This window comes from Methyloceanibacter sp., assembly GCF_050728395.1.
Classification (GTDB): domain Bacteria; phylum Pseudomonadota; class Alphaproteobacteria; order Rhizobiales; family Methyloligellaceae; genus Methyloceanibacter.
This window is the reverse complement of the sequence record NZ_JBOHJB010000051.1, coordinates 1-22509: the sequence shown is the minus strand read 5'-3', so window position 1 is coordinate 22509 and position 22509 is coordinate 1. Positions and strand designations below refer to the sequence as shown.

General features: G+C 62.4%; 29 protein-coding genes. 15 read left to right on the top strand and 14 right to left on the bottom strand.

Features of this window, described 5'->3' with window-relative positions; translation table 11 throughout:
- From ACREC7_RS10560 to msrB, 4 genes are all read right to left on the bottom strand, one after another.
- On the bottom strand, positions 1 to 442 hold a 442-nt coding region (locus ACREC7_RS10560), incomplete at its 3' end, for a superoxide dismutase (protein ID WP_431555644.1).
- Between the two features lie 238 nt (positions 443 to 680).
- Positions 681 to 1235 carry a hydrolase gene (locus tag ACREC7_RS10555; protein ID WP_431555643.1) on the bottom strand — a complete coding sequence of 185 codons (555 nt, stop codon included), beginning with the start codon at positions 1233 to 1235 and terminating at the stop codon, positions 681 to 683.
- Positions 1236 to 1280: 45 nt separating this feature from the next.
- The gene (locus ACREC7_RS10550) at positions 1281 to 3383 is read right to left on the bottom strand and encodes a S9 family peptidase (protein ID WP_431555642.1); all 2103 of its coding nucleotides are present in this window, start codon (positions 3381 to 3383) and stop codon (positions 1281 to 1283) included.
- 10 nt (positions 3384 to 3393) lie between these two features.
- A complete protein-coding gene (gene msrB, locus ACREC7_RS10545) occupies positions 3394 to 3843 on the bottom strand; it encodes a peptide-methionine (R)-S-oxide reductase MsrB (RefSeq protein ID WP_431555641.1) in 450 nt (149 codons plus the stop codon).
- Positions 3844 to 4330: 487 nt separating this feature from the next.
- Here msrB and ACREC7_RS10540 point away from each other — a divergent pair, with 487 nt between their 5' ends.
- From ACREC7_RS10540 to ACREC7_RS10525, 4 genes are all read left to right on the top strand, one after another.
- A complete protein-coding gene (locus tag ACREC7_RS10540; RefSeq protein ID WP_431555640.1) occupies positions 4331 to 4738 on the top strand; it encodes a MucR family transcriptional regulator in 408 nt (135 codons plus the stop codon).
- Positions 4739 to 5000: 262 nt separating this feature from the next.
- Entirely contained in the window at positions 5001 to 5525 is a 525-nt protein-coding gene (locus ACREC7_RS10535) for a PAS domain-containing protein (RefSeq protein ID WP_431555639.1), read from the top strand.
- A gap of 535 nt (positions 5526 to 6060) precedes the next feature.
- Entirely contained in the window at positions 6061 to 6453 is a 393-nt protein-coding gene (locus ACREC7_RS10530) for a helix-turn-helix domain-containing protein (protein ID WP_431555638.1), read from the top strand.
- Between the two features lie 4 nt (positions 6454 to 6457).
- On the top strand, positions 6458 to 7309 hold the full coding sequence (locus ACREC7_RS10525; RefSeq protein WP_431555637.1) for a DUF6456 domain-containing protein: 852 nt from the start codon (positions 6458 to 6460) through the stop codon (positions 7307 to 7309).
- Here ACREC7_RS10525 and ACREC7_RS10520 read toward each other — a convergent pair.
- Positions 7303 to 7737 carry a SufE family protein gene (locus ACREC7_RS10520; protein WP_431555647.1) on the bottom strand — a complete coding sequence of 145 codons (435 nt, stop codon included), beginning with the start codon at positions 7735 to 7737 and terminating at the stop codon, positions 7303 to 7305. The two genes, ACREC7_RS10525 and ACREC7_RS10520, sit on opposite strands and share 7 nt — an antisense overlap.
- 192 nt (positions 7738 to 7929) lie before the next feature.
- Positions 7930 to 8442 carry a DUF5330 domain-containing protein gene (locus ACREC7_RS10515; protein WP_431555636.1) on the bottom strand — a complete coding sequence of 171 codons (513 nt, stop codon included), beginning with the start codon at positions 8440 to 8442 and terminating at the stop codon, positions 7930 to 7932.
- Positions 8443 to 8785: 343 nt separating this feature from the next.
- Between ACREC7_RS10515 and ACREC7_RS10510 the strand changes: the two genes are divergently transcribed.
- From ACREC7_RS10510 to ACREC7_RS10495, 4 genes are all read left to right on the top strand, one after another.
- A complete protein-coding gene (locus tag ACREC7_RS10510; RefSeq protein ID WP_431555635.1) occupies positions 8786 to 10582 on the top strand; it encodes a PAS domain-containing sensor histidine kinase in 1797 nt (598 codons plus the stop codon).
- A gap of 140 nt (positions 10583 to 10722) precedes the next feature.
- Positions 10723 to 11430, top strand: a complete 708-nt coding sequence (locus ACREC7_RS10505) for a peptidoglycan-binding domain-containing protein (RefSeq protein WP_431555634.1) — start codon at positions 10723 to 10725, stop codon at positions 11428 to 11430.
- A gap of 18 nt (positions 11431 to 11448) precedes the next feature.
- On the top strand, positions 11449 to 11796 hold the full coding sequence (locus ACREC7_RS10500; protein ID WP_431555633.1) for a DUF1491 family protein: 348 nt from the start codon (positions 11449 to 11451) through the stop codon (positions 11794 to 11796).
- Between the two features lie 114 nt (positions 11797 to 11910).
- A complete protein-coding gene (locus ACREC7_RS10495; RefSeq protein WP_431555632.1) occupies positions 11911 to 12102 on the top strand; it encodes a hypothetical protein in 192 nt (63 codons plus the stop codon).
- A 48-nt stretch (positions 12103 to 12150) separates the two neighbouring features.
- Here ACREC7_RS10495 and ACREC7_RS10490 read toward each other — a convergent pair whose 3' ends face one another.
- The 6 genes from ACREC7_RS10490 to ACREC7_RS10465 form a co-directional block, all read right to left on the bottom strand.
- The gene (locus tag ACREC7_RS10490) at positions 12151 to 12708 is read right to left on the bottom strand and encodes a DUF1254 domain-containing protein (RefSeq protein WP_431555631.1); all 558 of its coding nucleotides are present in this window, start codon (positions 12706 to 12708) and stop codon (positions 12151 to 12153) included.
- Complete coding sequence (locus tag ACREC7_RS10485; RefSeq protein ID WP_431555630.1) at positions 12699 to 13367, bottom strand: DUF1214 domain-containing protein; 669 nt, start codon at positions 13365 to 13367, stop codon at positions 12699 to 12701. Before ACREC7_RS10485 ends, ACREC7_RS10490 begins: the two co-directional genes overlap by 10 nt.
- A gap of 37 nt (positions 13368 to 13404) precedes the next feature.
- Positions 13405 to 15711 (bottom strand): transglycosylase domain-containing protein, encoded by a 2307-nt coding sequence (locus tag ACREC7_RS10480; RefSeq protein ID WP_431555629.1) that lies wholly within the window; start codon positions 15709 to 15711, stop codon positions 13405 to 13407.
- A gap of 153 nt (positions 15712 to 15864) precedes the next feature.
- Entirely contained in the window at positions 15865 to 16242 is a 378-nt protein-coding gene (locus ACREC7_RS10475; RefSeq protein ID WP_431555628.1) for a hypothetical protein, read from the bottom strand.
- A gap of 74 nt (positions 16243 to 16316) precedes the next feature.
- Positions 16317 to 16604: a hypothetical protein gene (locus tag ACREC7_RS10470; RefSeq protein ID WP_431555627.1), complete on the bottom strand. Its 288-nt coding sequence runs from the start codon at positions 16602 to 16604 to the stop codon at positions 16317 to 16319.
- Positions 16605 to 16614: 10 nt separating this feature from the next.
- A complete protein-coding gene (locus ACREC7_RS10465; RefSeq protein ID WP_431555626.1) occupies positions 16615 to 17322 on the bottom strand; it encodes a methyltransferase family protein in 708 nt (235 codons plus the stop codon).
- Between the two features lie 157 nt (positions 17323 to 17479).
- Here ACREC7_RS10465 and ACREC7_RS10460 point away from each other — a divergent pair, with 157 nt between their 5' ends.
- Together ACREC7_RS10460 and ACREC7_RS10455 are read left to right on the top strand one after the other, a co-directional pair.
- Positions 17480 to 17824 carry a hypothetical protein gene (locus ACREC7_RS10460; RefSeq protein WP_431555625.1) on the top strand — a complete coding sequence of 115 codons (345 nt, stop codon included), beginning with the start codon at positions 17480 to 17482 and terminating at the stop codon, positions 17822 to 17824.
- Between the two features lie 118 nt (positions 17825 to 17942).
- The gene (locus ACREC7_RS10455) at positions 17943 to 18218 is read left to right on the top strand and encodes a hypothetical protein (protein ID WP_431555624.1); all 276 of its coding nucleotides are present in this window, start codon (positions 17943 to 17945) and stop codon (positions 18216 to 18218) included.
- A 171-nt stretch (positions 18219 to 18389) separates the two neighbouring features.
- Here ACREC7_RS10455 and ACREC7_RS10450 read toward each other — a convergent pair whose 3' ends face one another.
- Complete coding sequence (locus tag ACREC7_RS10450) at positions 18390 to 19406, bottom strand: AraC family transcriptional regulator (protein ID WP_431555623.1); 1017 nt, start codon at positions 19404 to 19406, stop codon at positions 18390 to 18392.
- Between the two features lie 258 nt (positions 19407 to 19664).
- Between ACREC7_RS10450 and ACREC7_RS10445 the strand changes: the two genes are divergently transcribed.
- From ACREC7_RS10445 to ACREC7_RS10435, 3 genes are all read left to right on the top strand, one after another.
- Positions 19665 to 20021 (top strand): GFA family protein, encoded by a 357-nt coding sequence (locus ACREC7_RS10445; RefSeq protein ID WP_431555646.1) that lies wholly within the window; start codon positions 19665 to 19667, stop codon positions 20019 to 20021.
- A gap of 158 nt (positions 20022 to 20179) precedes the next feature.
- Entirely contained in the window at positions 20180 to 20488 is a 309-nt protein-coding gene (locus ACREC7_RS10440; RefSeq protein WP_431555622.1) for a methyltransferase domain-containing protein, read from the top strand.
- Entirely contained in the window at positions 20488 to 21312 is an 825-nt protein-coding gene (locus ACREC7_RS10435; protein WP_431555645.1) for a class I SAM-dependent methyltransferase, read from the top strand. The genes ACREC7_RS10440 and ACREC7_RS10435 overlap by 1 nt, the downstream gene beginning before the upstream one ends.
- Positions 21313 to 21379: 67 nt before the next feature.
- Here the strand turns inward: ACREC7_RS10435 and ACREC7_RS10430 are convergent, their stop codons facing one another.
- A complete protein-coding gene (locus tag ACREC7_RS10430) occupies positions 21380 to 21544 on the bottom strand; it encodes a hypothetical protein (protein ID WP_431555621.1) in 165 nt (54 codons plus the stop codon).
- 134 nt (positions 21545 to 21678) lie between these two features.
- Here ACREC7_RS10430 and ACREC7_RS10425 point away from each other — a divergent pair, with 134 nt between their 5' ends.
- Both ACREC7_RS10425 and ACREC7_RS10420 read left to right on the top strand, forming a co-directional pair.
- Complete coding sequence (locus tag ACREC7_RS10425) at positions 21679 to 21945, top strand: RNA-binding protein (RefSeq protein ID WP_431555620.1); 267 nt, start codon at positions 21679 to 21681, stop codon at positions 21943 to 21945.
- A 63-nt stretch (positions 21946 to 22008) separates the two neighbouring features.
- A partial coding sequence (locus ACREC7_RS10420) for a hypothetical protein (RefSeq protein ID WP_431555619.1) occupies positions 22009 to 22509 on the top strand: 501 nt, incomplete at its 3' end.

Genomic DNA, 22509 nt, shown 5'->3' with positions numbered 1-22509 from the left:
GGTTCTCGCCATTCGGGGTCTTGGTGACCTCGAGCTTGCCGTCCTTCAGCGTAAGCCAGCACCAGCCTGAGCCGAATTGGGTCTTGCCGGCCTCGATGAAGGCATCGCGGAACTTGTCGAAGCCGCCAAGGTCGCGGTCGATCAGGGCAAGCACCGAGCCAGGCACTTTCTTGCCGCCGCCGCCCTTCTTCATCCATGGCCAGAACTGATTGTGGTTGAAGTCTTGGGCGGCGTTGTTGAACACGCCCTGGTTCTTGCCGTAGCTCGCCTTGACGATCTCCTCGAGGCTCATGCCCTCGAAACCGGAGCCTGGGAGCAGCTTGTTCAGCATGTCGACATAGGCCTGGTGATGTTTGTCATGGTGATAATGAAGCGTTTCGGCCGACATATACGGCTCGAGCGCTTCGTAGGCATAGGGAAGTGTCATCAGTTCGAAGGTCACGGCGGTTCTCCGGAGGTTTCGTGGAGAAAGTCGGCGGAAAGCTAAAGGTTCCCGCGAGCCCGCGCAAGCAAGCCGATGAAGGGTGGGCGCGGAGCCCCTGAACTCCGCGCCCGGTGCCGAGGAAGGTTCACTTCATCAGTTACAGGGATCTGACGCTTCGGACTGTGGGGGAGCGCCGCTGAACCGCGCATGAACCGGGCTTGCAGGACCGGTTCAGGAAAGGCGAGACGGCGAAAGTCTACTTCACCAGACCGAGCAGCTCTTTGAACTCCGGCGTGCCGGCTTTGCCCAGCCACTCGAACACGACCATCTCGCTATTCACGATATCGACGCCGGTTTTGAGCAGGCGCGCGAGCGCAAGGCGCCGGCTCGACTTGGCGCGCGAGGCAACGGCGTCGGCGACCACGAAGGCTTCGAAGCCCTGATCCTCAAGATCGATTGCCGTCTGGGTGACGCAGACATGCGCTTCGATGCCGCCGATCACCACTTGTCCCCGGCCCCTCTTGCGGAGCTCGTGCAGACGCTCGCGCAAAAGGTCGTTCTTCGCGCAGGAGAACTCGACCTTGTCGATGACCGCGCCGGAGTTGCCGAGGGCTTCGCGCAGCGGCGCCACGGTCGGGCCAATTCCGCCTGGATATTGCTCTGAGACGGTGATGGGAATGTCGAGGGTCCGCGCCGCGCGGACGAGACGGATGCAACGCTCGACGACGCGCTCGGGGTCCGGCATCGCCGGCAGAAGCTTCTCCTGCACGTCGATGATGAGCAGCTGTGACTTGTCGCGGGAAAGAAGCATTGGACTTCACGCGCCGAGGGTAAGGTGGAGCCACTCTGGCACAGGTCAGCCCAGGCCGCCTAGGCCTGCGATCTTCAGCGCGAAGGCGTAGGCCAGCGCCACCTCCTTCAACCGCTCGAAGCGGCCGGAAGCGCCTGCGTGCCCGGCATCCATGTTGGTGCGCAAAAGCAAGAGATGATCGTCGGTCTTGATCTCGCGCAGCCTAGCCACCCATTTCGCAGGCTCCCAATAGGTGACACGCGGGTCGGTAAGACCGGCAAGCGCCAGAATATGAGGATAGGATTGTGCCTGCACGTTGTCGTAAGGCGAATAGGCGGCGATGATGCGGTACGCCTCGGCACTCTCGATCGGGTTGCCCCATTCCGGCCATTCAGGCGGGGTGAGCGGCAGGCTCGCATCAAGCATGGTGGTGAGCACGTCGACGAACGGCACTTCGGCGATGACGCCAAGAAACAAATCGGGCGCCATGTTGGCGACGGCGCCCATCAGCATGCCGCCGGCACTTCCGCCATGAGCCACGATGCGCCCGCGTGACGTAAATTTCTGGCGCGCTAGATAGTCGCCCGCGGCGATGAAGTCGGTGAAGGTATTGACCTTCTTCTCGCGCTTGCCGTCCTTGTACCAGCGGTAGCCCTTGTCCTTGCCGCCGCGCACATGGGCGATGGCGTAGACGAAGCCGCGATCGACGAGGCTGAGCGCGTTGGTCGAGAAGGCCGCTGGGATCGACATCCCATAGGCTCCGTAGCCGTAAAGCAGGAGCGGAGCAGAGCCGTCGAGCGGCGTCCCGTTGCGGTAGAGCAACGAGACCGGAACCGTCTCGCCGTCCTTGGCCGGCGCCATGACCCGGCGCGTGAGGTAATTGGCCGGATCGTGACCGCTCGGGATCTCTTGCGTCTTGCGCAAGGTGCGCTCGCGCGCCTCCATGTCGTAGTCGAATATTTGCGCCGGCGTCGTCATCGACGAATAGGTGAAGCGGAGCGTGCTTGTGTCATATTCGTAGCCCGGCGAGATGCCGAGCGCGTAGGCTTCCTCGGCGAAGGCGATCTCGTGCTCGGTTCCATCGGCGAAGCGGCGGATGACGATGCGCGGCAGCCCATCTTCGCGCTCGAGCCGCACGAGATAGTCCTTGAAGGCTACGATCTCGAGGATGAGACGGCCCGGCCGATGGGGCTCGATCTCGCGCCAATGCTCCCGACCAGGATTGTCAGCCGGCGCTTCGACGATGCGGTAGTCCTCGGCGCCATCAGAATTGGTGAGGATGATCAGCCGGTCGCCGTGGTGCTCGACGGAATAATCGTGCTCGGGCTCGCGCGGACTGACCAGGCGTGGCGTTGCCGATGGATTTTCTGCATCGATCAGATTCACCTCGGCCGTCTCGTGATCATGCACGCTGAGAAGCAGGAAACGCCGGTCCTGAGTCGCGTCCAGACCCAGAAAGTAGCCGGGGTTCGGCTGCTCATAGATGAGCGCATCTTCTCCGGCAGATCCTATGGCGTGGCGCAAGGCCTTGCGTGGACGGTGCCCATCGTCGAGCCAGACATAGAGCAGGGTCCGACTGTCGGACGCCCATTCAAAGCTGCCGTTATTGTCGACGATCCGGTCATCGACCATGGCGCCAGTCTCCGCCTCGATGATTTGGACCGCGTAGAACTCCGAGCCCTTGGTGTCGATGGCATAGGCGATGAGCTTGTGGTCGGGGCTATGCGCGACATTGGCGATGCGGAAATAGACGTGGTCCTTGGCAAGCGCGTTGCCGTCGACCAGGACCTGCTCCTCGCCGCCATCGCGCTTCACGCGACAGAACAGTGGGTGCTGACCCCCGGTGACGAAGCGCGTGTAGTAGGAGAATGACCCGTCGGGCGCGGGAACCGAGGAATCATCTTCCTTGATCCGGCCTTTCATCTCGGCGAAGAGGCGCTGTTGCAACGCCTCGGTATCGGCCATGACGTCCGATGTGTAGGCGTTCTCGGCTTGCAGTTGGGCACGGATGTCGGAGGCGAGCGCCTGCGGATCGCGCATGACGGCCTGCCAATTCGAGGCGCGCAGCCAGGCGTAGTCGTCGACGCGAGCGATGCCGTGCTGGATCGAGTTGAGCGGCCGGCGAGGGGCGCGGGGGGGAGTTATCCCTGCGCAGGACTTGGCATCCATACGAGAAGGTTTACCTGGACGTGTCGCCGGAGGCGTAGTCAGCGTCGTGCTTCAAGGCAACGCCGTTGATGCAATAGCGCAATCCGCTGGGATTGGGCCCGTCGGGAAAGACGTGCCCAAGATGAGCCTCGCAATTGGCACAGCGCACCTCTGTCCGGCGCATGAAAAGGGAGCGATCTTCATGCTCGCTCACGGCGCCCCCTTCGGCCGGGGCATAAAAGCTCGGCCAGCCAGTGCCGGAATCGTATTTGGTTTCAGAGCTGAACAGGGGGGCGCCACAGCAGACGCAACGATACATGCCTTCGCTCTTCTCCTGATAATAGGGGTGACTGAAAGCCGGCTCGGTTCCATGCTGGCGTGTTACCCGAAACTCTTCCGGGGTGAGTGTTTTGCGCCACTCCACATCGGATTTGACGTCGTTGCCGGATTTCTCCATCTCTGCTTCCAGGGTTTTGCGCATTGGAGGGAACTCTTCCTTTCTTCTTGTGTTGGATCACCGCAATATAGTTGTCGGAATGCATTTCGGTGAGGGTAGGGACAAGCCGCTCACGTAGGCTTGATTCAGATCCTTGTTTGAGTAGTCCGAACGCGCGTGAGGATGAGAGATTTTCCAGTGATTGTAGACCTCTTGAATTAGACTTGAACAGCGAACGCGAAGCAAGGAGGGCTGTCGCAAGTCGCGTATTGGTTCAACATATTTATTTAGCCTCCAGTCTTCATGGTCATTGATGATTGCGTACTTGTAAAAAGGTGCTATATACCCAGTCGCGTTGTGTACCTAGATGCGGGACACATTTTCTAGTTGCGAAAACAACGCAACTTCCCGTCACAAGATCGGCATAATCTGGTGCCTGTAGTGTTCTTGTGACTCGGGAGGCGACAACAATTTGCATACAGTTGCCGGGTTTGCAGTGAACGGGAACTGTGCTTGATCCAAGGAGGTCTTAATGGAACAAAACCTGGAGAAGAATGAGCTCGTCGAGCTCACGGCCGAAATCGTGTCCGCCTATGTCAGCAACAACCCGGTCGTCGCCTCCGACCTTCCCGGTGTGATCCACAACGTGTTCGACGCTTTGAGCAGGGCGTCGGCCGCCTCCGGCCAGCCCGCGCGGGAAGAGCTTCGGCCTGCCGTCCCGGTGAAACGGTCAGTCACTCCCGAGTATATCATCTGTCTCGAGGACGGTAAGAAGTTCAAATCGCTGAAGCGCCATTTGCGGACTCACTACGATCTTTCGCCGGAGGACTATCGGGAGAAGTGGGGCTTGCCGCACGACTATCCGATGGTGGCTCCCAACTATGCCGCTGCCCGCTCCGATCTTGCCAAGCGCATGGGTCTTGGCCAGCGCCGCAGATAACCGGACGAATCACTTTCACGCAGCGCGGTGAATTTCGCCGCGCTTTCCTTCCATTAACTGAGGAGGGCTTCCTCCAAATCGAGTGGCGCTGGTAACACGCGACCACAAGCTATTGCGACTCCTCAAGAATTTTGTCTTGGGGTCTTGCGTCCGGCGCGCGAACTCCACATAGTCATGGTTAACGCGGCGATTCGGTAAGCCTGTCCAAGGGCTTATAAGGGGGAGGCCGATGCTGTCAGAACGGGCTTTTCGGGCTCAGTTAGTGACGCAAGGTCAGCGGGAACTCTACGACTATTGGCGGCAAACCGCAGGTTCCCGCGGCATGCCGGCCCGCTCCGACATCAATCCTTTCAGCGTCCCCAAGCTTCTTCCTTGTGTCGGTCTTATCGACCTGACCGAAGGCTTGGGCGAGGCGCGGTTCAGACTGGCGGGCACGCGGCTCCGCGACGTCTACGGGGAGGAGATCACCGGCAAGCGGGTCGACCGGATATTTGCCGGCGCTTGCGCAGATTATTGGCGCGACATCCATGCCCGGGTGGCGGAGGAGGGTTCGCCGCTGCACGGCGTGGTCCGCGGACCGGCGCCAGGACGCGACCATATCGTCTTATTCTGGCTGCGGTTGCCGCTTTCGCAGGACGGAATAAAGGTCGATCGCATCCTCTGCTACGACACGGCCGCCGCCCCTATCGAGACGGCTCCCCAGGGCGACGAGCGGACTTCGCGTCCTGGTTCGGCGCCTCAGCCGCAGCAGATGTGGACCGCGCGGCGCCGGGCGCAGTGCGCCTGAGCCGCAATTTCGCGCGGCGCATCGACCCAAGTTCAGCCTTGTAGGCTGTCATCAGGCCAAGGTGGCGATTGAGCTCATAGCTCCAATGACCGGCAACGGCGCGGCGCCGCTCGGCGCGGAGCGCCCGCCGCAGCTTCGACAGGATCAGCAAACTCCCTTCGGGGCTTTGGTCCGCAAGCTCATGCGGCCAAAGGGCGACCAGACGCGGCAGGTCGCGCGCCCTGAGATAACAGCCTGATCCGGCATCGACCATCGTGCCGAAGATGCGGGATGCGTCCGGATGAGGTTCAGATCCGGCCTCCTCCGCATCAAGGCGCTTGCTCTCCACCATTTGCCGACTCCTTCTGGGTTGCGCCAAACCATGCGCGCGAGCCGGAGGGGTGAGGATTGGGTGGGGACAGAGACAATTCGCGCGGGGGCTTTTGGCGCGCTTCCTTCGCGTTTGGAGACCTGCAGGCCACGACTTATCCCCGCTCCAGCCGGCATCCCCTAGAGTGTGATAGGTATTTAATCCTATTTTTAGGGAGAAGCGGCAATGAGTGCGGTGCGAGCAATCGGGGGATGGGATGCCTATCAAGTTCAACAGGCCGGGGTCAGGGTTGGGACCTCGCGGGTCAGGTGGGCGATTGAATCGGCGGTCGCCGCGGTGTTCGAGGTGGGCATCGAGGATCTGCGCGGCCGGACGCGGGGCTCGGCGCGAACAGCGTTTGCCCGACAGGTCGCCATGTATCTCGCCCATGTTGGCTGCGGGGTGAGCCTGACCGAGGTCGGTCACCTTTTCGAGCGCGATCGCACCACCGTCGCTCATGCTTGCGGTCTAGTGGAGGACAGGCGCGACGATCCGGATTTTGACTACCGGCTCAACCATCTCGAGCGGGCGGTCTCCTGTCTTCTCGACGCGCTGTCGATGCGCCAAGGACGCGGGTGAGGGGATGAGCAGGAGCCCTGGCGACGACACGGCAGGAGCGCGCCGTCTGCTTGCGCGTTTGGATGAAGCGGGGAGCGCACTTCGCCAAGTGAAAGGCTGCTATCTGCTGGCCATCCGCTCAGCGGCATCGGGGCAGGTGTTGCGCGTGCCGAAGAGACTTGTCGAACTCTGCCTGCGGCAAGATTGGCTCGAATGGAGTGGAGGCGATCTTGTCCTGTCGCACGTGGGCCGCGCACGGCTTCGGCGCTCTGAAACTGAGGGGGATCCGTTCCGCGAGCAGCATCAAGTGAGGGCGGTCACGCTCAAGGAGATGGACGGAATCAGGCGCCCGATGCTGGTCAATGAAGCGGAGAGCCCGCTCGGCTGGCTCAAGAGCCGAAAGAGCAGGAGTGGGCGCCCGCTGATTTCCGACGCTCAGTATGAAGCCGGCGAGCGCCTCCGCGCCGACTATTGGTTCGCTCATCTGAGCCCGAGAGTGACGGCGAATTGGTCGGCGCTGGCACCCTCAGGCCGATCGCGGCGAGGAGCTCCGTTCGACGCGGCGTCCTTGCGCGACGAGGTGATCGCCGCCAAGGAGCGCGTCATGCGCGCGCTCGATGCGGTGGGGCCTGAGCTTTCCGCCGTGCTGGTCGATATCTGTTGCGAGCTGAAGGGGCTGGAGGAAGCCGAGAAAAGCCATGACTGGCCGCAGCGCGCCGGCAAGGTCGTGCTGCAGCTCGCGCTCACACGCCTTGCCAGGCACTATGGGCTTGATGTCCCAAGCGATCTGCCTCGTCGGCGGACAGGCATTCGCCACTGGGGAAGCGAAGACTACCGGCCGACGCTGGATTCTTGGCGTGGCTCGGGCGATCAGTGAACCGTGGGAGCCTTCTCGATCGCCTCACGGGCGTCTTTGCGGATTCTCTCGACCATGGCTAGCAGACCGTTCGAGCGCTGCGGCGTCAGATGTTCCTTGAGATGCAGGCGGCCGAGCACGGCGCTGGCGTCGATGTCGAGAATGGCATCGGCGGTCTTGCCCGAATAGAGGGCGAACAAGATGGCGATCAGCCCGCGCACAATATGTGCGTCGCTGTCGCCGACGAAGCTCAAGCGCGGGATGCGGTGATTCGGATTGACAGTGGTGGCGAGCCAGACCTGGCTCACGCAGCCTTGCACCTTGTTCGCGGCGCTACGCTCGGTTTCGGCCAGCGGCTGCAATTTCCGGCCAAGCTCGATCACGTAACGATAACGGTCCTCCCAGTCCTCGAGAAGATCGAAATCGGCAACGATCTCGTCGAAGTTCAGGGGCGGCTGGGCCTCGTTCGCCGGCGCTGGTCGTGTGGTCTCCATGACTGGAATATAGGTGGAATCGCCAAGGTCTGCGAGGCGTTGCTTACGAAAACTGACGCGCGCTCCGGGTGGGAAAGGGCTGGGAACCACCCTTCGCGCGCGCCGCTCGGCAGGTGCAACCTGCCGAAACCCGACTGCGTCCGGAGCTTAAGTCCCGGCCGGGTGCGGCCCGCTCCAGGCCGGCGCAAGATCATCCGGGCCGAGCGTGTTTTGCGAGTTGGTGGCCTCGACGCTGGCAGGCTCGACGGTCACCTGCGCCGCGGCCCAACTGTCGATGCCTGCCTCAGCTACGCCGGCCTGGTCGAGGCTCGACTGTTTGCCAGCCTCTTCGGCGGTGGCGGGTGCGATATCATCGGCGCCTGGCGCCTGGGGAGCGTCCATGTCGGCGGCGCCGGCGGCGGTTCCGCCATCGCCGGCGGCAAACCCGGTCTGCCCCTTGACGAAGCTCATCAGCATCTCGGCCCCGAACCGGGCCTTATGCATGAAGACGGCAAAGGCATCCTTGCCGGTGGCGCAAACGCTCGGGTTCCGCTCACAGAAACCGCTCACATCCTTCACAGCGGCCTGAGCCGTTCCGTACACCTCGCTCTGCTGCTGCTCATTCGTCGGCAGCAGGAGAACGAGGATGACGAGCCAAAAGACGGTTCGAATGAGAAACATCGAAGTGCCCCTTTCAATCCAGCTGGCGGGCGGTCCCGGCAGCTCCCTTCCCACAGGTGGAGGCACTATAACGTCGAGGCAATAATCGACTTTCACTACCGAGCATCAATTTCGTCGAGAAAATATCTTTAGGTTTAAGAGATGTCTAAAGCGGGCCGCTGTTGTTAAGCCGCTGACAACAGGTCTTAAGTGCGGGAAAGATTGGATAAAGATTGCCTAAGGACTCTGCCGCGCGGCCGTCATGATGCAATGTCCCGCTCCCGCGCGGCTCAATCCGTTTTAAGGTTCCTTAAGCGGCCCCCGGAATAATCAACAGCAACGACAATCGGGGACGAAGCGGCAATTGGCCCGCTCCAAAATGCGCTTATTGGTCGGCAAGGGTGTGCGCAAGTTGGGCGCCTATTTCGACTCGCTTGTGCATGATTCCGTGCGCGACGACGTCATCGGGGCGGCGCGGCAACGTTCCTTCATCGCAGCGCAGCTGCTGGCGGGGCTGCTGGCGCTCTGCGTCTTGCCCGTCTATCTCGCGCTGACCGCCAAGCCGACTGCGCTCGACGCCGTCGCCTTTCTCTGGTTCCTGTCGCCGATCGGCATTGCCGTCTTCCTGTCGCATACCGGAAGGATTGGCGCAGCCCATCTCATCTCGGCGGCGAATTTCACCGGCCTGATCACCTTCTCGGCCTGGCTCACCGGCGGTCTCGCCTCATTCCTCGTTCCCTGGATGGTGGTGGTGCCCTTGGAAGCTGCGCTGTCGACGGACCGGCGCGTGGTCGCCTGGGCGGCGGGGCTTGCGCCCCTTGGTCTCATCGTACTCGCCGCAGGCGGCGCGCTCGGCTTGGTGCCCCCTGAGCCGCCGCTCCCGGTGTCGGCCAATCTGCTCGGTCTTTTTGGCGCCATGAGCGCCGTCATCTACGCCGCGGGTCTCGCCATCGCCATCCAAACGGTTCATCGGCGATCCGAAGATGCATTCCGGGTCGGCGAGGAGCGCTACCGACTGCTCGCTGAGAACGCGAGCGACATGATCACCCGTCATGACGAACGAGGCCGCGTGCTGTTTGCCTCGCATGCAGCGGAACAATTGCTGGGAGAGACGCCGGCGAAGCTCATCGGCGACGGCCTGTTCGAACGCGTCCATATCGCCGACCGGCCGGCCTATCTCACGGCGCTGTCGAAGTGCAGCGCCACCGGAGCCCTCGTCACTGTCGAGTTTAGGCTGCGCCAGCAAGCTCCGTCCGGCGGGGAGCGCTATAACTGGGTCGAGATGCGCTGCCGGCCGCTGCGAACGCCGCACGGAGGCGCGGTTGCCGGCGTGCTTGCCGGCACGAGGGACATCTCCGAGCGCAAGGCGCAAGAAGACGAGATCACGCGGGCGCGGGACGAGGCGATGAGCGCAAGCAGGGCCAAGACGCAATTCCTCGCCAGCATGAGTCACGAGCTCAGAACGCCGCTCAACGCCGTCATCGGCTTCTCGGAGATCCTCAATCGCGAGCTGTTCGGCGCTTTGGGGGAGCAACGCTATCGGGACTATGCCCGCATGATCCATGAGAGCGGCGAGCACCTGCTCCATGTCGTCAACGACATTCTCGACATGTCGAAGATCGAGGCCGGCAAGTTCAAGCTCCTCAAGGAACCGTTCGACGTGGGGTCGCTCGTCAGCTCCTGCGCCGACGTCATGCGGCATGCGGCAGAGGCAAAGCGGCTGACATTGATCGCCGAGGTACCTTCAGGCCTGCCAGAGCTCGTCGCCGACAAGAGAGCCTGCAAGCAGATGCTGCTCAACGTGATCTCGAACGCGATCAAGTTCACCGATGGGGGTGGGTCGGTTCGTATCTCGGCGCGGGAAGCTGACGGCATGATCGAACTGATCGTCGCCGACAATGGAATCGGCATTGCGGAGCACGACCTGCCGAAGCTCGGCCATCCCTTCGTTCAGGCGGACAACGCGTATAATCGCAGCCATGACGGTGCGGGCCTCGGCCTGTCGGTCGTGCAGGGGCTTGCCCGCCTGCACGAGGGCAAACTCGAAATCGCAAGCAAGCTCGGCCAAGGCACGACGGCCACCATCGTGTTGCCGGTGAAGCTGCCACAAGCCGAACGTGACACTCGCCCCCCACAAGATCCCGCCATGACGGCCGCGTGACCGTCGCCCCACGCCTGCCTTCGCAGGTCGGTGGCCCGTTTATTAACTCTTTAGCTTCCATAGCGAAGATTGCATCTGAGGGACTCTCGGGGGACTCTCGATCAAGCAACCTGTTGATTCGGCCCTGAGCGATGAGCGTCGTGGCGACACGCCTTTTGTTTCTGGCCTTTATCGGCCTGACCGGGTTCATCACCTATAACGCGCTCTATTTGCAGGAGCAGCGTAACGGCGCCCTATTGCCCACGGCGGGATCACAACGGGTGCCCTTGCCGGACGGCCCAATCCACGTCGCCAACCCACCTGCGTCCGCGCCCAAGCCGGTATCGGTCACCACCGATCTGCCGCCGCTGCGGGGGCAGCCCGCGCCTCAGCAGCTCGTGACCGCAATCCAGCGCGAGCTCGCGGCACGCGGCTATGCGAGCGGAACCGTCAACGGCAAATTGAGCGACGAGACGCGGAAAGCGATTGCTACCTTCGAGAAGGATCGTGGGCTCCCCATCACCGGCTCGCCCTCAGATGAGCTCCTGCGCCGCATTCTGCTTGGCGAGGCTGCGCCGCCGGCTGCGAGCACTGGATCGGTCGCCGCCGCGAATGGGGCTCCGCGCGCCAAACCAAACGCCACGGCGGGCAGCGATTCGACGATCAAGCAGGTACAGCAAATCCTCGCCGATCTCGGCTATGCACCCGGCCCGGTCGATGGAACTATGGGAGATGAAACCCAGCGCGCCGTCAGCGCCTTCCAGCGCGACCGGAAGATTGCGCAGAACGGCCGCATCACGCCGGAGCTGTTGCGGGAAATCAAACGCGTGACGGGACGCGACCTTTCGGCAACAGCCTCGCGCCCATGAGCGGGAGCTGACGCCCTGATGCGCATCAAGAGCGAAATCTGGGTCAAAGCCTATTTGCGCCGCTGCCAGGTTGAGGGCGTGTGCTCCGTTGTCGTTCGTCGAGGCGACGAGCACGCCGGGGCCATTTACATCTGCCTCAATCGGCTCGACGGTACGGTCGAACTTTACGGTCCCGCTCCGGCGGGCCTGGAAGGCGGCGAGTTGGAGCGGCGGTGGGTGAGTTGCTTTGCAACCAACCCCATCACCGAGGGCGAGGCCGCAATCTACCTCGCCCGGCAGGTAAAGTTTGACGCCGACATCTGGATTGTCGAAGTCGAAGACAAGGCCGGTCGCCATTTTCTTGGCGATGCGGTCGCGGAGGAGTAAGCTCATTCGGCGGATTTAGGAGTTCGTTAACCTTACCTGCGTCTAAATGCGGATAGTCGCCCGCAACGCCACGGTCGTTGGGGACGGCGTTCGGTAGGGGCGAGGAGACCGAGAATGGGGACCATTCTGGAATTTCGTCGAGCAGCGGAACCCTCATCGCGGGTCGCCGAACTCACGGACGGCGTTCCCGGTCAGATCATCATCTTCCCCGGCGTGCGCATCGAGCGCGAGGCTTACGAGGGCAGCCCCGGAACGGCCAACACGTCGCGCAAACGGGCACAGCGCGGTCGGAAGAAGCAGCGCTAGATCCAGATCCCACTCTCGAGGCTTCGCCAGACCGGCGAGATGAAACTTTCACTTCTTGAGCTGGCTACAGACGGTGGCCTTGAGCGCATCTTCGGCGCGCGCGATGCGGCTCGGACCCGATAGCGGGGCGCGAATGATGGCGACGCCTTCTCGCGCCGGGGACTTGACGACGAACAGCTCGTCGGCGTCCTCCGGAGCGTCGACGCCTGCTTCCGCCACCGCTTGATCGGCGAGCGCGATAACCAGGTCGAGCTGCGCGCTTTTCATGTCGGCACCGGGCACGGTGTAGAAATTGTCGCCTTCGGGTGTGTAGAAGGCGATCATCCACAAATCGTTTGGAACCGATCCTTTGAGACGCACCGGGCCGTCCGCAAGATCGAAGCGGCAGAAGGCATAGCGAACATCTGGCGCCATCATAGGCATCACTTCGTTTCCCGGGGTGAGCGGCGGGATCTGAATCATCGTGTTGGCCGGCCCGAGCGGCACGAGCCTTGCCCATGCATTTTTGGGTGCAAGCCCAGGAAGCGCCAGGACCGCGGCAATATGGATGAGGCCCGCGAGCACGAGGCAAAGAAGAATGTAGAGCAGAGGGATTCTCAGTTGCATGCCTTGCGCTCGATTTTGGGAAGACGATCGTCGGGAATCTGTCCGATGCCGGAGGAGTCGATGTCGCGTGGACTATAGATGCGCAGCATCAGCACGAGCTTCTTCTCGGGCCCGGTTCCGGTCGGCAGCCAGTTTTCGGGACGTGCGTTGCTTGCCAGCGAGATGTGGTAAGTGCCGTCGCTGCGGCGGATCGCCTCTTCGCTGTTGAAGCTGTAGCGCTGGGATGGGTTGTCGATCAGCGATCCGTGCTCGTCATAGACGGCAAGCGACCACCAGCGTGCGTTGAGCGCCGCGCCCTCGACAAGATATTCGCAGTCAGAGGTCAGTTGGTATCCCTGACTGTCGGTGCTGGCAGTGAAGTAGCGTGCCGTCGTCGAGGTCAGGGGGAGCCTGCCGCTCCGGGCGAGATGCGCTTTGGTGTAGGAATCGGCATTGGGGTTGCCCTCGCTCAACCAGCTCGACCAAGGCCCAGCCCGCTGGGTGGTGAGAAACGAACCCTCCTCGATCATGTAACGCGCTGAGCTGATACCGAGCACGAGAGCAACGGCAAAGACGGCGATGAGTTGAAAGAGCGTGCGTAACGAGGAGTGCGCCGCCGTGGAAGCCGACCTGAACGTCGCGTGGGAAGCGGAGGGGCTGGCGAGAAACCTGTGGAGCAAGCGCGCACCTTCGAGATGAAACGAGCTCGCCACCGGCTTATGGGGGGAGCAGGGTGCCGGTCTGGCTTCCGGTCGCTACTGGACCTGGCGTCGCTGGTTGGCTCGCGCTTTCGGGTGGGCTTGCGCCCGGCGCGGCCGACGCTACGCTCGATTGGCCGGCGGCTGCCGGACTAGCGGGTTGAGCAGCTGGAACCTCGGCCCGGTTCTGCGGCTGCGTGTCGCTCGGCTGGAGCGCCGGGGCCTCTTTGAGCATGGTCCCGAGCTTTTCGAGGACTTGGCGCGTCATGCTCGACATGTCCTTGACGCTCTCCGGCGTCGGAGGCGCGATGACCTCGGTGTCGGTCGCCGCCGCGGTTTGCAGCTTCGCCAGGCGTTCCTGCTCGGCGACCTGGACCGGGTGCAACGGAATGCCGGGGATTTGCGGAATGTTATCGGTGTCGTGGGCGAGCACCATGAAATTGTGCCAGGTCTGAGCCGGGAAGCTGCCGCCGGTTACCCGCGCCATGGGGGAGAAGTCGTCATTGCCGAGCCAAACGCCGGCGACATATTGGCCGGTGAAACCGACGAACCAGGCGTCGCGATAGGCGGTGCTCGTCCCGGTCTTGCCAACGTTGTAAGTGTAGTCAAGCTGCGTCGCCTTGCCGGTTCCGTTGGTAACCACGCCCTGCAGCATGGTGTTCAGGGCTTCTATCGGCTTTGAGTCGAATATCCGCTTGCGCGCGGGTGTGTCGCGCTCATGCGAGTAGAGCAGCTCTCCTTGCAGGGTGTGAATCTCCTCGATGCCGTAAGCATGAGTCTCGATCCCATCGCTGGCGAAGACCGCAAAGTTGGAGGTGTGTTCGAGTGGGGTCATGCCCTGGTCACCGAGCGCCAGGGAGCAGGTCTTCTTGAGATGGGTGATGCCGAGCTTGAGCATGTTGGCCATCACTTTCTCCCGACCAACATCCAGGGAGACCTTCACGGCGATGGTGTTGATCGACTTCGCCAGAGCGTCCTTGAGCATCATGCGGCCGCCGCCGCCGCCGGAATAGTTCTTGGGAGACCAGCGTCCGCACACCGCGCCAAAGCCGCTGACCACCGTGTTGGGCGTGTAGCCGTTCTCAAGCGCGGTCAGATAGACGTACGGCTTGAAGGATGAGCCGGGCTGCCGGTAGGCGTGGGTGGCGCGGTTGAACTGACTTTCGCCATAGTCCTTGCCGCCGACGATCGCCCGCGCGGCTCCGTCTGGCTCCATGACCACCATTGCGCCCTGGTCGAAGGAACGGGCCCGGCCAAATTGCGCGATGGTTTGCTGGAGCGATTGCTCGGCCATCTTCTGTAGGCCGATATCGACGGTGGTGCGGGCGGCGAGGATGTGCTCCTTGCGGTTCAGCATGATCCGCTGCACCTCCTCGAAAGCCCAATCGAGGAACCAGTCGGGGCTGTAATAGTCGCCGCGCTCGACGATCTTGGCGGGGTTCATGCGAGCGCCATAGACCTGACCTTCGGTCAGGTAGCCCGCCTCCACCATGTTGGTCAGCACCTCGTTGGCGCGGGCGCGCGACGCCGCCATGTCGATATGGGGCGCATAGCGCGTCGGGGCCTTGAACATGCCGGCGAGCATGGCAGCCTCGGCGAGGGTGACATCGCGGACCGACTTGCCGAAATAGAATCGAGCCGCCGCCTCCACGCCATAGGAGCCGCCGCCGAGATAGGCGCGGTCGAAATAGAGCTTGAGGATCTCGCGCTTGGTGTAGTGATTCTCGAGATAGACGGCGATGAAGGCCTCTTTGATCTTGCGGCTCAACGCGCGCTCGGGCGAAAGGAACATGTTCTTGGCGAGCTGCTGAGTGAGCGAGCTGCCGCCTTGCACCACGGCATCGGCGCGGGCGTTCTCGGCAAGGGCGCGAACGGTGCCCATGACGTCGACGCCGAAATGTTCGAAGAAGCGCCTGTCCTCGGTGGCGAGCGTCGCCTTGATCAAGAAGTCGGGAAGCTCGTCGAGCGGCACCGAATCGTCTCGGAGCAGCCCGCGCTTGCCGATCTCGTTGCCGAACCGGTCATAGAAGGTGACGCTGTACTCGTCGGACAAGTTCATCTTGCCCTGGGCGAGGTCGAAGGCTGGGATGGCGAAGGCAAGCAGGACGAGCAGACCGCCGACGCTAAGCGTCAGGCCCTCGCAGGCGAAGTCGTTGAGGATGCGGACGATGCCGCGCGCCTCAAAACGCCCAAAAAAGGTGGAATAGGCGCTCCACCAGTCCTTGAAGCCGATCCAAGCGCGATAGAGGCCCGAATCGATGCTGGAATCGATTGCGAGCCAATCAATAAGCTTGCGCCGGCGATTGCCTTGTAGGAAGTCCCGCACTTTGCCCCGACCCTTGGCGCCTCCGCGCCGGAAGCCGGCCTCTTATGCCCAACTGCCGCCCGGATGGGCAACCGGTTCAACAAATTACACCCTGATTGAGGCGTTTTGTAGAGATTTGGCAGGGACCTAGGGGTGACCGGCGGTCGCGGGGCGTCAACCCGCCCGACGCCAAGTAAGGCCATTCGTCGGCGTATCGCCGAGAGGCGAGACGGCCAGCATCCGCTTGACCGCCGAGGCCGGGATGGTGATCACGCCGGAGGCCTGGTCCCAATCGCCGCTGCCGTTGCTGGCGCCGAGGTTCGGAGCGAGCACCTTGGCGCTCGCGTCATCTTGCATGAGGAAGCCCACCGACACGCAAAGATGGGGACGCCGCGGCTCGATCGCTTCCAGCCACTGCCAGCCGGGAACGGGCTGGCCTGAGTCGAGCCACTCGATCAGCACGAGGGGAGGAGAGGGGTCGGCATCCATAGTCGGCCTCGAATGGGGTGGCGTAGCCGCAAGCGCGGCGATACTGCCCACAGAATTGCTCAAGAAGCCTCTGCCGCTTGGCGCAAATTTTCGGAAAAGTCCCGCCCCAGCGTTAATCCGGGAGGTCAACGCGCAGCTTACTTCTCGACCGTGTAGCCTTTGTTCTTCATGCAGTTGACGTAGTCCCGGTCGACCGCTCCGGGGCGCATGCGGGTAACGATGGCAAGGACCGATTTGATGCCCTTCTCGCGCGTGCTCTCCTTGCAGGCGGTTGTTGCCTGCTCGAGCGCGGTGGGGTCGGGCTTCGCCGGCGTTGGCGTGGCTGTGGTGAAGCTGTGGGACGCCGGGCCCGCAAGGCTGCATGCGGACAGCAAGAGCCCGAGCGCGGAAGTCGCGCCGAATCGAGCTATCCATTTCCCCGCCACGCCGACCTTACTACCAGAGGAGCGGTACGAAGCGGTAGCGGACACGCTCGGCATAATCCGCATAGCCTTCAAGCTCGGCCTTGAGCATGCGCTCCTCCATCGTAGCGCGGACGCCGAGTACCAGCATGAAGAGCGGAGCGGCCAGCAGCCCCCACCAGGAGCCGAGCAGGAGCGGCACGCCAACTCCGATCAGAATGACGCTCGAATACATGGGGTGGCGCACATAGGCATAAGGGCCGGTGGTCACCACCTTGTGCCCGCGTTCCTTCTGCACCTTCACCACCGGCGCGGCGTAGCTGTTCTCCTTCAGCACCTGCCAGGACAGCCAGATGCCGAGGCAGAGCAGGACCACTCCGAGGATCTGCAACAACACCGGCACGTTGGACCAGCCCAAGCGGCGGTCGAGACCCATGAGCACGTACCAGCCGAGCCAAAGCGGCAGGAAAGTGCCCATCAGGAGTTTGTCCTCAGGCAACTGCTCCCGCTGGAAGGGTGGCCGCAGGCGCTCCTTGAGCAGTTCAGGGTCGTGGCGGCCAAGCCAGGCGAAGCACCAGAAGCTTGCAACCGCCATGATGGCGAGGAACACCCAGGCGCCAGGCCAGCGGACCGTGCCGGCCGGCACGAACAACAGCAGCGCGAAGGCGCCGAGCCATAGGAAGGCACGGAAGCCGCGCCGTGCTGGCTTGCCTTCGGCTATTTCAGGACGAGCGGCCATCATGTGCTCCTTATAGTCCTGGGAGACACGGGTGAATGTACAGCCAAGTTTCACGAAGGCGTGAGCGCGGAAAGCGCCGCTCGTCAAGCTCGCGCCTCGGCCTTAGCATCGGACCTACCTTGCGCCCGGCTTGAGGCAGAATTCGGAAGGAGCTTCTCACATGCGAATGCGCTTCGGTTTCTTCATCGGTTTGGCTGCTTCCTGCGCCGCTTGGGCGCTTCCCACGGCGCCGGCGCTTGCCGCCGATTGCAGTCAAGGAAGCGCCGAGGAGCAGATCGCCTGCCTCAATCGCACGGTCGGCGAGCTTGCCTCCAAGATCGAGGCGTTGACCAAGGATGCGCTCAAATGGAACGACCGCATCGCACTGATCAACGAGGACATGCGCATTTATCCGCGCTGCCTCGAAAACCCGGGCCCGAACACGGCCAACATCACCGACGTGTTCGCCAATTCCTGCGCCAAGATCCCGGCGCAGACCTGGATGATTTCCAAGCCGTATCACTGACGGCGGTCGGCCTGCAGCTTGTCAAACTGTGTCGATTGGACGCGGGAACGCGCATCGCTACGGCGCGTTGATGGGCTCATTCCCGGGAATCGTCCTGGGCCGTGAAAAGGAGGAGACCATGACCAGGTCAATCGTGACCGCGGCGATCGCCGGCGCATTCGTGCTCGGCCTCGCCACGGCGGCCGTCGCGGCAGCGAAAGGCGAGTTCGACAATATGTGCGCCGAAGGACTCGCCCTGCATAAAAAGATAAACACCGACTGCTCGGTGAACGCCGACTATAAAGGCAAGAGCTATTGCTTCGGCAGCGAGCAAGCCAGGAAGGACTTCATGAAGGAGCCTTCCGCCAATCTCGCCAAGGCCGAGTCGTTCTATAAGAGCCACCACCAGGGCTAGTCGCCAGCGCGGGGAGAATGGCCCCGCCTTAACCTTAACCAGTCGAACCGAATCAACTGGCGTGGCGGTGCAGGCGGCGCCATGCTTTGCGGTGGTGGTCACCTGCGATCACCCCTTTGGTAGGGAGCCCCGGTCGATATTCGGCCGGGGCTTCTTTGTCCGTCTCGTTGATCAGCCGCCGGGGATGGGCTGTTGCACCGTCGCAGGTGCCGCGTCCTGCTCGAGGCGGTGACGCCAGGCCGACGGCGGCACCCCCACCATCTTCTTGAAGGCGCGGCTGAAGGCGGCCTCCGAGCCATAGCCGGTCTCGGCGGCGACCTTTGCGATATTGGTGTTGCCGCCGGCCAGCAGCCCCGAAGCGATCTGCATCCGCCATTTGGCGAGATATTGCATCGGCGGCATGCCGACGAGGTCGGCGAAACGCTCCGCCAGCACCGAGCGCGACAGACCTGCATCCTTGGCCAGATCCTCGATCGTCCAGTTGCGTGCCGGCTTCGCGTGCATGAGCGACAATGCCTTGCCGACGAAGGGATCGCGCAAGCCGGCGAGCCACCCCGCCTGCTCCGGCGGCAGGGCCTCAAGATGCCGGCGCACCACCTCGATGAACATCAACTCGCTGAGTTTGGCCAGCACGCTTTCACCGCCGGCGCGCTTGTGGGCCGATTCCATCATGGCCACGCGGATGAACTGGCCTAGCCAGCCTGCGTCGCCGCCTTGCGGGACGCCGGTCTTGATGATCGGCGGCAAATTGTCGAGCAACGGATTGAACGGTTGAGCATCGCAGGCAAGGAAGCCGCAGACGAACCTTGTCGAAGTCGGCCCGTCTCCGCCAAGGTTGAAGAAGAACGGCAATTGCCCGCCGGGCACCGCGTCATGCGGACTCGGTGCGTGGGGGTCTGCACGCATGCCCGGACTGCTCGACAGGACATGCTGATCGCCCCTCGTGAAGACGATCACCTCGCCGGCTTCGACCACGATCGGCTCTTCGCCGATGAGGTTGGTAAAGCAACGGCCTTCGGTGACCACATGATACGCGATCAGATGCCCAGCGCCGGGCAGGATCTTCGGCAGGATCTTCTCGCGCGGCGGCTGCTCGGCGACCCACGGGGCCTTGGCCACAATGTCGAAGAACGTAGCGCCGGTGAGCCGGACCGTTCTCAGCACGTCGGAAAGCGCGTCGGCACCCATCGGTACTCTCTTTCGCCGTACGTCCGGTCCATTTGGGACGCTTCGTCAATGCCTCTCCAATCCCGGACGCGGTGTCAAGGATTGCGGACGCCCGATCATTCGCGCCAACGCCGACAATACCTAGATACCGGCCCTCACGCGGCAACACCGCGAGCTGGAACATCGGCAATTTACGCCAGAAAGGGAACATCCACAGTGCGCAAAGGACAATGCTTTTGCGGTGCGGTTCAGGTCGAGGTGACGGGCGAACCGGAGGCGATGGGGTACTGCCACTGCAACTCCTGCCGGTCCTGGTCGGCCGCGCCGGTGAATGCCTTCACGCTATGGAAGCCGGAAGCGGTGAAGGTTACCGCCGGGGCCGAGCACCTCGCCGCCTTTGCCAAGACCCCGAAAAGCCAAAGGCAATATTGCGACAGATGCGGCGGTCACCTTATGACCGACCACCCGTATCTTCGCCTCGTCGACGTCTACGCCGCGACGCTGCCGACACTCAAATTCTCTCCCGGAGTGCACGTAAACTACGCTGAGACGGTGCTCCCGATGCGCGACGGCCTGCCCAAGTTCAAGGACTTTCCCGCTGCGTTCGGCGGCTCGGGTGAGACCATTCCGGAATAGCGCTGAGACCCGACAAGGAACGAGAGCCATGAACGTTCAAACCGCACCCGCCACGATCGACGCCGAAAGCTCCGGGATGAGCAATACGAACAACTCTATCCTGGTCGAAGCGTGGAACACGGTGTTGTTCGAAAAATCTTTGCCGCTTTCGACATATCATGAGCCAGGGTCTGTCGGTTCACAGCGACGAGCTGTTCCGGCGCAAGCTCTATCAGGCAGGTGAGCGCGTGCTCGATGTCGGATGTGGTTTTGGCGACACGACCAGGCTCATTGCGGCACAGGTAACCCCGAGCGGCGAGGCCATAGGGGTCGATTGCGCGCAAAATTTCATAGACTTGGCAACCCGCGAAGCCGCCGAAGAATCAATAAAGAACGCTTCGTTTTTTGTCGCCGACGTGCAATGCGACGATCTTGGCGGTCCTTACGACCACGTGTTCTCGCGCTTCGGCACCAGGGAACTCAAGTGATGAATGTCCAAACACCCCCCGGAACCGTCGATCTCACCGCGATCAAGGAGCGCCAGCACGCCGCCTGGGGCTCAGGCGACTACGCCATGATCGGCACTACGCTGCAGATCGTCGGCGAGAGGTTGTGCGAGGCCGTCGATCTCCGCAGCAACCAACGTGTCCTCGATGTCGCCGCCGGCAACGGCAATGCCACGCTTGCCGCGGCCCGCCGCTTCGCCGACGTCGTGTCGACGGACTATGTCGCCTCGTTGCTTGAGCGCGGGCGCGAGCGTGCCGAAGCCGATCGCCTGAAGGTCACCTTCCAGCAGGCCGACGCTGAAGCTCTTCCCTTCGCCGATGAGAGCTTCGATGTCGTGCTTTCGACTTTCGGCGTGATGTTCACGCCGAATCAGCCTCAGGCTGCAAGCGAGCTGATGCGCGTCTGCCGCCGGGGCGGCAAGATCGGCCTCGCCAATTGGACACCTGACGGCTTCATCGGCAAGCTGTTCAAGACCATCGGCAAATATGTGCCGCCGGCACCGGGGGTGAAGTCTCCGGCGCTGTGGGGCACCGAAGCGCATCTCGGCACGCTGTTCGGAACGAAAGGGGCCGTAGCCGCGAAGGGCACGACCTTCGTCTTCCGCTACCGATCGCCTCAGCACTGGCTTGAAATTTTCCGCGGCTACTACGGCCCCGTCCTCAAGGCGTTCGCGGCGATCGAGCCTGAGGCGCGGGATGCGCTCGAGGCCGATATCTACGCCCTCCTCGACGCATTCAACGTCGCCGGTGACGGCACGCTGGTCCTCCCCAGCGAGTATCTCGAAGTGGTGATCACCAAGCGCTGACCCGACAGCAAAGCAACTGACCCGACCCAAACGCCCCTCGGAGGTTTGGGTCGGGCAGGATCGCGCCTCAGTTCGATTTTCGACTCACCTCGCTTGGCGGCGGCTCGTTCTGCTCCTCGATCGCCTGCGCCAGATGCCACTCAGCCATTTTGAGATGCTGCTTGATCACCTCAGGGTGGGCAGCCTCATGCGCGCGCTCGACGAACTTCTTCGCTTCGATGAGATAGTCCATCCACACCTCCTGGGTGCCAGCCCTTTGGTCATATGGGGAGGGAAGGGGGGACATGAGGAATTGACTCCAAGACAGGAATTTATTCCTTGACAGCGTAGGGTAGTGTCTCAGTTTGAATAGGAAAATAATCCAGCATGCTTGACTACGCGCGAAAGGCCGCCAACGTTAGTCTCATGCCCAAAGGCCCAAAAGGTGAGAAGCGCCCAGCCGACGTGATAGGCGCGGCCGTTATGGTCGGCAAGATCGCCACCGGGGAGATTGTCGAGGTCGAAGAAAAGCCCTCTGCGGCCGCCGAGCTTGGGCGGAGGGGTGGTAAGGCGCGGGCGGAGTCCATGACGGGGGAGCGTCGGACGGAGGTCGCCCGGAAGGCGGCAAAAAAACGTTGGGAAAAACGCAAATAGTGATTGCGTGTTAATAAATCTTACCCTACTGTAGGGTAAGATTTATTAACACGAGGGATTCGCATGCCTGCCACCAAGACAAAGATTCTTCGCGAGACCTGGGAAGTAGAACCAGCTCTTGCAGCACTTCAACTCGACAGGGGCAAACTTTTGAACGTGCGCACGACTGCGCTTGGTGCTGCCGCGGACGCAACACCGTTCCACCCGGCGAATGCCCCCGGCACACTGTCCTATCAGTACGGCACATTCGCCTTGCGCTACGAGCACGTCGGCGACGCATGGCAGGCCGATAGACCTAATGGCGTTGAGGCAATTAAGAACGACGCCATTCGGGTCAGGATTGTATTCGCGAACGTTGATGTCGCCTGTAACGATGAGCAAGAGCCTAAGGCTCGTTCGGAAAAGGGTGCCGGAGCGGAACGGTTGTGCGCCGGTAATGGCCTTTTTGAGGATCTCCCGCGTTACGCCAGCGTTGACGACGGCAAAGACGAGGGTTGGGTAACCTATTACCTGATGGTTGCGCCCAACGGCGCGGTTGAACTCACCCGCGCCACGGTCGAGGGC